Origin of the sequence: Streptomyces sp. NRRL B-24085 (assembly GCF_001282115.1) — a bacterium.
Classification (GTDB): domain Bacteria; phylum Actinomycetota; class Actinomycetes; order Streptomycetales; family Streptomycetaceae; genus Streptomyces.
Window position 1 is genome coordinate 39,017 of sequence record NZ_LJBR01000136.1, and the last position, 7,411, is coordinate 46,427.

Sequence of the window (7,411 nt, forward strand, 5' to 3'; positions counted from 1 at the left end):
AGCCCTCCATCACTTTGTGTTACCATCTAACCTTTGCGCGCTCATGACTTCCTGCCGGGCCTTCCTCGGTACGTCCCTCTGCGGAAGGCTCTTTCATGAACCACCCCCACCAGCCCGACCAGCCCGACCACCCCGGCCACCACGGCCCGGTGTCCCCCGCCTCCTTCGCCGATCTGGCGCTCCCGGCCGAGGTGCTGCGGACCCTCGCCGAGCACGGGGTGCGCGAGCCGTTCCCGATCCAGGCGGCCACACTGCCCGACGCCCTCGCGGGACGCGACGTCCTGGGGCGCGGGCGCACCGGGTCGGGCAAGACGCTGGCGTTCGGCCTCCCGCTGCTGGTCCGGACGGCCGGGCGGCGCGCGGAGGCGAAGCAGCCCCTGGCACTGGTCCTGGTGCCCACCCGGGAGCTCGCCCAGCAGGTCACCGAGGCGCTGGCACCGTACGCCGAGGCACTCCGGCTACGGATGGCGGCGGTCGTCGGCGGGATGTCGATCGGCCGGCAGATCGCCGCGCTGCGCGAGGGTGCCGAGGTCGTCGTCGCCACCCCCGGCCGGCTGCACGACCTCGTCGAGCGCAAGGCGTGCCGTCTGGGCCGGGTGCGGATCACCGTCCTCGACGAGGCCGACCAGATGTGCGACATGGGCTTCCTGCCGCAGGTCACACAGGTGCTCGACCAGGTGGGGCCCGAGGGCCAGCGGATGCTGTTCTCGGCCACCCTGGACCGTGACGTCGACCACCTGGTCAGCAGCTACCTCCACGACCCCGTCGTCCACTCGGTGGACCCGTCCGCGGGTGCCGTCACGACGATGGACCACCACGTCCTGGTCGTCCACGGCCCCGACCAGTACGCCGTCACCACGGAGATCGCCGCCCGTGACGGCCGTGTGCTGCTGTTCCTGGACACCAAGCACGGTGTCGACCAGCTCACCCGGCACCTGCGGGCCGGCGGGGTGCACGCCGCGGCCCTGCACAGCGGCAAGTCCCAGCCGCAGCGCACCCGCACCCTCGCCCAGTTCAAGGACGGGCAGGTCACCGCCCTGGTCGCCACCAACGTCGCGGCCCGTGGCCTGCACGTCGACGACCTGGACCTCGTGGTCAACGTGGACCCGCCCACCGACGCCAAGGACTATCTGCACCGCGCGGGCCGCACCGCACGGGCGGGAGAGTCCGGCAGGGTCGTCACCCTGGTGCTGTCGGGTCAGCGCCGTGAGACGAGCCGTGTGCTGGCCGAGGCCGGCATCGAGCCGACGGTCACCAAGGTGCGCTCGGGCGAGGCGGAACTGAGCCGGATCACCGGCGCCAGGGCTCCGTCCGGCACCCCGCTCGACGGCGGGCCCGCCGCGTCCCGGCCCAAGAACACCAACGCTCCCTTCCGCGGGCTGGGCACCAGCAAGGACACCTCCCGCGGCACCGGCGGCAGGTCCCGGAAGGCCGGTGAGGCCCGCAAGCTCGCCGAGGCCCGCCGGGCGGCCCAGGTGCGACGCGGCGGCTGAGCACCGCTGCCCGGCGTCGACGGGAGCCGTCCGGGCCGCCCGCCGATCCCCGAACCGGCAACCGGCGGACGGACGAAGGGCGACTCCGGTCCCCGAACCGGCAGGCGGGCAAAGGACGTTGGCGCATAGGTTGTGGCGTGACCGATCGACGCCCCGGCCGAAGGACGGACCCGCCTCATGACCGATCCGGTGACGACGCCCGAACCCACGGAACACCCGGAGATCGACACCTCGGTGCCGCACTCGGCGCGCATCTGGAACTACTGGCTCGGCGGCAGCGACAACTACCCCGTCGACAAGGCGGCCGGCGACGCCTACACCGCCGTCTTCCCCGGCATCGTCACGATCGCCCGCGGCAGCCGCGCCTTCCTGCGCCGCGCGATCACGTATCTGGTCGCCGAGGCGGGCATCCGGCAGTTCCTGGACGTCGGCACCGGCCTTCCTACCGCGCAGAACACCCACGAGGTCGCGCAGCGGCTCGCGCCCGACGCCCGGATCGTCCACGTCGACAACGACCCGATGGTCCTGGCCCACGCCCGCGCCCTGCTCACCTCCACCCCCGAGGGGGCCACCGCCTACCTCGACGCCGACGCGACGGACCCGGACCGGATCCTCGCGGGCGCCGCCCGGACCCTCGACCTGGGCCGGCCGGTCGCGGTCGTCCTCAGCAACCTCCTCGGACACATCGCCGACCACAAGCAGGCCCGCTCGATCGTCACCCACCTGATGGGCGCCGTCCCGCCGGGCAGTCACCTCTGCGTCAACGACGGCTCGCTCGGCGTCGACCCGGTCTTCGAACGGGCCCAGGCCCACTACAACGACAGCGGCGCCGTCCCGTACGTACTGCGCACCGTCGACGAGATCACCCGCTTCTTCGACGGACTGGAACTGGTCGAACCCGGCGTCGTACCGGTCACGCGATGGCGTCCGGACCCCGGTTCGCCCGTCCCCGAGGTCGTCGCCGAGCACGGTGGACTGGCCCGGAAGCCGTAGCGGCGAGCGGCGGTGCCCGGAGCACGCGGCCCGACGCGGAAGGTACCGCGGTCGTGCGCGCACCGCGCTGCCTACCGCAGCGTGTTCTCGTCGTCCGTGGACATGTCCTGGGTGCCGATGACCGAGAGCAGATCCAGTTGGGCGGCGGCCTCGGTGCCGGGCGGGGCGCTGAACCAGAGCAGGCGCTGGCGTCCGTCCTCGCTGAACAGGGTGTGGCAGTCGACCGCGACGACTCCCAGCGCGGGGTGGACGATCCGCTTGTGGTCGACGCGCCGCAGCGCCACGTCGTGGGTGTCCCACAGGGCGCTGAACTCCGGGCTGCGCCGCCGCAGGTCGGCCACCATCGCGGTGACTTCCGTGTCGCGGCCGCGCCGGGCGGCGACGGCCCGGAGGTCGGCGACGAAGGCCCTGGAGTGCTGGGGATGGTCCTCGGCGGGATAGACGCTGCGGGAGGCGGGGTCGGTGAACCACCGGTGGACGAAGCTCCCGGGCATGCCGCGGCGGACGGGGGTGCGGCCGATCAGCGCGGCGCCCAGTTCGTTCTGTACGAGGGTCTCGTGCAGGTCGGTGATGATCTGCGCCGGTGTCGTGGTGAGCCGGTCCAGCAGACCGAGCAGCGCCGGCTGGGCATGGGCGTTCGGTCCCCGGGCCACCGTGGGCACGGGCCGGTCGGCGAGGTGGAACAGGTGGTCGCGCTCGTCGCCGCCCAGACGCAGCGCCCGGGCGAGCGCGGCCAGCACCTGCGCGGAGGGCTGGACGTCCCCTCCGCGTTCGAGTTCGGTGTAGTAGTCCGCCGACAGACCGGCCAGTTGTGCGACCTCCTCGCGCCGCAGGCCAGGGACCCGGCGCCGCGGCCCGGTGGGCAGCCCGACGTCGGAGGGCCGTACGCGATCGCGCCGGGACCTCAGGAACGCGGCGAGCTCGGCAAGGTTCATCCCGCCATCATCACGCGGCACGCGGCGGCGGAGCCAGGGGACGCCGACCCCAGGGTGCGCGCAGCCCTGGCTGTGCCTGCCGCACCGGACGACCGTGGTGTGCGCACCGTTCGCCCACCCCACAGACAGATGGAGCAGCACCCCATGCCGTTCGCGAACTTCAAGGTCCCCGCCGGCACCCTCACCGAGGAGCAGAAGCAGCAGATCGTCACCCGCGCCACCGAGCTCTACGTCGACATCTACGGCGAACGCGCCCGCGCCACCACCCTCGTCCTCGTCGAGGAGGTCACCGACGGCGGCTGGGGCATCGGCGGCCACGTACTCACACTCGCCGAGCTCAACCGGACCGAGGGGAGTTGACCGCTCGACGGTGAGGGGAGCGGTGGCCCGGGGACGCCGGGTCCGCCCACGGCGGAGGTCTGAGCGAGGCCGGCCGCGGTCGGCTCCAGGGTCGTGGCTCTCGGGCGGCGGCGCTCCCGCCTGCGGCCTCGGTGCAAGACGGGCCGCCGCACATGCAGCGGTCCTGCACCGCGTGCGGGCGGGAGCGTCACCAGCGGCTGCCCGGGCCGTCACCTCAGCCATGCAGCGTTCCCCGGCACGGCTGAGCTGCTGCACCATGGACCGATGCGCTCTCATTTCCTCGGGATCCCGGAGTTGACGGGGACTCCCGCCGTCGCCGTCGTCATCGACGTCCTCCGTGCGTTCACGGTGGCCGCCCAGGCTTTCGCCGGTGGCGCCGAGAAGATCGTTCTGGCCCCCTCGGAGGACGAGGCCCTGGAGCTGAAGGCCCGGCAGCCGGGCTGGCTGGCCCTCAAGGACGGTGCGCCCGCGCCCGGGTTCGACGCGTACAACTCCCCGGCCATGCTGGCGGACCACGACCTCGACGGCCGCACCGTCGTGCAGAAGACGACCTCGGGCACGGTCGGCGCCCTGGCGGTGGCCGACGCCGGGCTGCTGCTGTGCGCGAGTTTCGTCGTGGCCGGCGCCACCGCGCGGCTGCTGCGGGAACGCGGAGCGCGGGAGGTGACGTTCGTCGTCACCGGCGAGGAGGGACGGGCCGAGGAGGATCGCGCCTGCGCCGAGTACGTGGCGCGGCGCGTGGAGTCCGACGAGGTGGACGCGGAACCGTATCTCCGTCGTGCGCGGGACTCGCGCTGGGCGGCCTCGCTGGAGCGGGGTGCGCGGGAGGGACTGCCGGGTGTCCATCCGGACGACGTCCGCCTCTGCCTGGAGGCCGACCGGTTTCCGTTCGCCATGGCCGCGGCCCGCGAAGACGCCCTGATGGTGCTGCGGCCGGTGCCCGCCCCACCCGGGTGACACCGCACCGATGACTTCCGCGGCAGCGCCGGGTCTCCCCCGTATACGACTCCGCAGAACGGATGTGATGACCGTGCCGACCAGTTCCGCCCACGCCAAGGTCAACGGCCTGGAGATGTACTACGAGACCCATGGCGCCGCCCCGGACGGGAACCGCCCGCTGGTGCTGCTGCACGGCGGTGGCCTCACCGTCGATCTGACCTTCTCCGCCGTACTGCCCGCCCTGGCCGCCGACCGGCGGGTCGTCGCCCCCGAACTGCAAGGACACGGCCGTACCGCCGACACCGACCGTGCGATGACGGTCCCGGATCTGGCCTCGGACGCGGTGGCGCTGCTCGACGAACTCGGCATCGAGCAGGCCGACTTCCTCGGGTTCAGCCTCGGCGGGCTGACCGCGCTGGAGATCGCGGTGCGGCGTCCGGAGCGCGTCGGACGGCTCGCGCTCGCCGCCACCATGTACACCCAGGAAGGGGTCCACGACGACGTCCGCGTCCCGGACTACAGCTCGCCCCGGCTGCCCAGCCAGGACGACTTCCAGCGGATGGCCGACACCTACGCGGCCGTCGCGCCCCACCCCGAGCACTTCCAGGACTTCCTCTCCAAGGTCTCGGCGGCCGCCCACGCCCCGTTGCCCTGGACCGCCGACGACCTGCGCGGACTGCGGGCGCCCACCCTGCTGCTCCTCGGCGACAGCGACTTCGTACGGGTGGAGCACGCGGCCGAGATGCAACGGCTCATCCCCGACGCGCGGTTGGCCGTCCTGCCGGCCACCACGCACATGGCCCTCATGCAGCGGAGCTCCCTGCTGCTGCCGCTGCTGGGCGAGTTCTTCGCGTGACGTGGGTGCCGGCAGCGGCGCCGGTACCGGCGGCGGACCCCTCCCCGTCGAACGGCATCACCCGTATCGCGGGAATGCTGAAAAAGCTCAACTCTTGCAGAGGCGCGCGGCGCTGGAGACCGCATGGCCGAAACTCGCCGCCATGTGACCAAAGTTCAACAAAGCCCAGCGGGAGTCCGGTGCTTACTTGCGGTAAGGCCTTGCTGAACCGGATCCCGAGCCGTAACCCTTCCTCCACAACCAGCCATGGCTCTGGGGGGAGTTGGCTTATGGAAGGCACGGTCGACGGGTTTCGCTACGGCGCGGTGACCCCGGTCGCCGCCTATCTCATGGCGTGCCTGGGAGGGGCTCTGGGGCTGCGCTGCATCGTGCGCACCCTGCTCAGCACCCAGTCGTGGAAGGCCGGCTGGCTGGCGCTCGGCGCCGCCTCGATCGGCTGCGGCATCTGGACGATGCACTTCATCGCCATGATGGGCTTCCGGGTCGTGGAGACCCGGGTCCGCTACGACGCCGGGCTCACGGTCCTCAGTCTCGCCGTCTCCATCGTCGTCGTGGGCGTCGGCGTCTTCATCGTCGGCTATCGCGGTGCCAGCACCCTCACCCTGTCCTTCGCGGGCGTGATCACCGGGCTCGGCGTGGCGGCCATGCACTACCTCGGCATGGCGGCACTGCACCTCGACGGGACGGTCCGGTACGACGCCGCCGTCGTCGCGCTGTCCGTGGTCATCGCGATCGTCGCCGCGACCGCGGCCCTGTGGGCGGCCGTCACGATCCGGGGCTTCCTGACGAGCCTCGGGGCCAGCCTGATCATGGGCATCGCCGTGACGGGGATGCACTACACGGGCATGTCGGCGGTCAGCGTCCATGTGCACGGCACGACCGGCGGCTCGTGGGCGGGAGACTCGCCCACCTCGCTGCTGCTGCCCATGCTCCTGGGACCGGCGATCTTTCTGCTGCTGGCCGGAGTGGTGGTCATGTTCGACCCCCTCCTGGTGCTCGGCGAGGGCGACTGGAACCGCTCGTCCGCCTCGACTCCGCGCACCGGGGCGTCGTCCGGCTCACTCCCCGACGACCGGGACGACGGGGACGGGAAGGACCAGGACGTCAGGGTGGTCCACGCCCGCGCACCGCAGGATCCGCAATGGGCCGCACCGCACAGCAGGCCGAGGTGAGACCCGTTCCGGACCACCCCCGGAGTGCCCCGCGGACCGGTGACGTCCGGTCGGCGGGGCTGCCGTGGGGCACTCCCCTTCCCGGCCGGTCCTAGATCGTTGTTACGGTGCACCGGTGTCTGACTCCTCACGCGATACCGCCGAAGGCGCCGGCTGGGGCTCCGCCCGACTCGGCGAGTACAGGCGGCTGATGCCGCCCAAGGTCGAGAAGATCTCCTGGCTGGACCCGAAAACGCTGTGGGCGGCCCGCAACGGCGTGGTCGCCTCCTGGTTCGGGGATCCCACCGGCCGTACCCGAAGCCGCTGGGTGGCCCAGCGCGCGGCGGCCGGCGCACCCGCCGACAAGGTGATCCGGCGGGCGGACCCGGACCGGTTCTCGTTCATGGTCATCGGTGACACCGGCGAGGGCGACGACCCTCAGTACGCCGTCGTACCAGGCTTTCTGAGGGTCAGTCAGGACACCCGGTTCGCGGTCGTCGCCAGTGATGTGATCTACCCGGTGGGCAGCGCGGACGACTACGGCACGAAGTTCTTCCGGCCGTACCGGGACTATCCGGCGCCGATCTACGCGATACCCGGCAACCACGACTGGTACGAGGACCTCGGCGCCTTCATGCGCGTCTTCTGCGACGACGCCCCGCCTCTGGGCCCTGTCTCTTATAA

The 7,411-nt window shown here is 72.2% G+C and carries 8 protein-coding genes; 7 read left to right on the forward strand and 1 reads right to left on the reverse strand.

Features of this window, described 5'->3' with window-relative positions:
- Positions 1–95: 95 nt before the first annotated feature.
- Together AOJ26_RS16985 and AOJ26_RS16990 are read left to right on the forward strand one after the other, a co-directional pair.
- Positions 96–1,493: a DEAD/DEAH box helicase gene (locus AOJ26_RS16985; protein WP_053849146.1), complete on the forward strand. Its 1,398-nt coding sequence runs from the start codon at positions 96–98 to the stop codon at positions 1,491–1,493.
- A gap of 177 nt (positions 1,494–1,670) precedes the next feature.
- Positions 1,671–2,486, forward strand: coding sequence for an SAM-dependent methyltransferase (locus tag AOJ26_RS16990; protein ID WP_053849147.1), 816 nt, complete (start codon positions 1,671–1,673; stop codon positions 2,484–2,486).
- 71 nt (positions 2,487–2,557) lie between these two features.
- On the opposite strand, the gene AOJ26_RS16995 is transcribed toward AOJ26_RS16990, so the two are convergent.
- A complete protein-coding gene (locus tag AOJ26_RS16995; protein ID WP_053849148.1) occupies positions 2,558–3,421 on the reverse strand; it encodes a helix-turn-helix transcriptional regulator in 864 nt (287 codons plus the stop codon).
- A gap of 144 nt (positions 3,422–3,565) precedes the next feature.
- On the opposite strand from AOJ26_RS16995, the gene AOJ26_RS17000 reads away from it, so the two are divergent.
- The 5 genes from AOJ26_RS17000 to AOJ26_RS17020 form a co-directional block, all read left to right on the forward strand.
- The gene (locus AOJ26_RS17000; RefSeq protein WP_053849149.1) at positions 3,566–3,781 is read left to right on the forward strand and encodes a 4-oxalocrotonate tautomerase family protein; all 216 of its coding nucleotides are present in this window, start codon (positions 3,566–3,568) and stop codon (positions 3,779–3,781) included.
- A 264-nt stretch (positions 3,782–4,045) separates the two neighbouring features.
- Positions 4,046–4,738, forward strand: a complete 693-nt coding sequence (locus AOJ26_RS17005) for a 2-phosphosulfolactate phosphatase (protein ID WP_053849150.1) — start codon at positions 4,046–4,048, stop codon at positions 4,736–4,738.
- 67 nt (positions 4,739–4,805) lie between these two features.
- Positions 4,806–5,576: an alpha/beta fold hydrolase gene (locus AOJ26_RS17010; RefSeq protein ID WP_053849151.1), complete on the forward strand. Its 771-nt coding sequence runs from the start codon at positions 4,806–4,808 to the stop codon at positions 5,574–5,576.
- Between the two features lie 269 nt (positions 5,577–5,845).
- Positions 5,846–6,748 carry an MHYT domain-containing protein gene (locus tag AOJ26_RS17015; protein ID WP_053849152.1) on the forward strand — a complete coding sequence of 301 codons (903 nt, stop codon included), beginning with the start codon at positions 5,846–5,848 and terminating at the stop codon, positions 6,746–6,748.
- Positions 6,749–6,863: 115 nt separating this feature from the next.
- Positions 6,864–7,411, forward strand: a 548-nt coding sequence (locus tag AOJ26_RS17020; RefSeq protein ID WP_199828850.1) for a metallophosphoesterase, incomplete at its 3' end; no start/stop codon positions are given.

What these genes read in the sequence shown, in the direction of transcription:
- AOJ26_RS16995 (WP_053849148.1), bottom strand. Translation starts at nt 3,421, where the DNA reads ATGAACCTTGCCGAGCTCGCCGCGTTCCTGAGGTCCCGGCGCGATCGC.
- AOJ26_RS17005 (WP_053849150.1), top strand. Translation starts at nt 4,046, where the DNA reads ATGCGCTCTCATTTCCTCGGGATCCCGGAGTTGACGGGGACTCCCGCC.
- AOJ26_RS17000 (WP_053849149.1), top strand. Translation starts at nt 3,566, where the DNA reads ATGCCGTTCGCGAACTTCAAGGTCCCCGCCGGCACCCTCACCGAGGAG.
- AOJ26_RS16985 (WP_053849146.1), top strand. Translation starts at nt 96, where the DNA reads ATGAACCACCCCCACCAGCCCGACCAGCCCGACCACCCCGGCCACCAC.
- AOJ26_RS16990 (WP_053849147.1), top strand. Translation starts at nt 1,671, where the DNA reads ATGACCGATCCGGTGACGACGCCCGAACCCACGGAACACCCGGAGATC.
- AOJ26_RS17010 (WP_053849151.1), top strand. Translation starts at nt 4,806, where the DNA reads ATGACCGTGCCGACCAGTTCCGCCCACGCCAAGGTCAACGGCCTGGAG.
- AOJ26_RS17015 (WP_053849152.1), top strand. Translation starts at nt 5,846, where the DNA reads ATGGAAGGCACGGTCGACGGGTTTCGCTACGGCGCGGTGACCCCGGTC.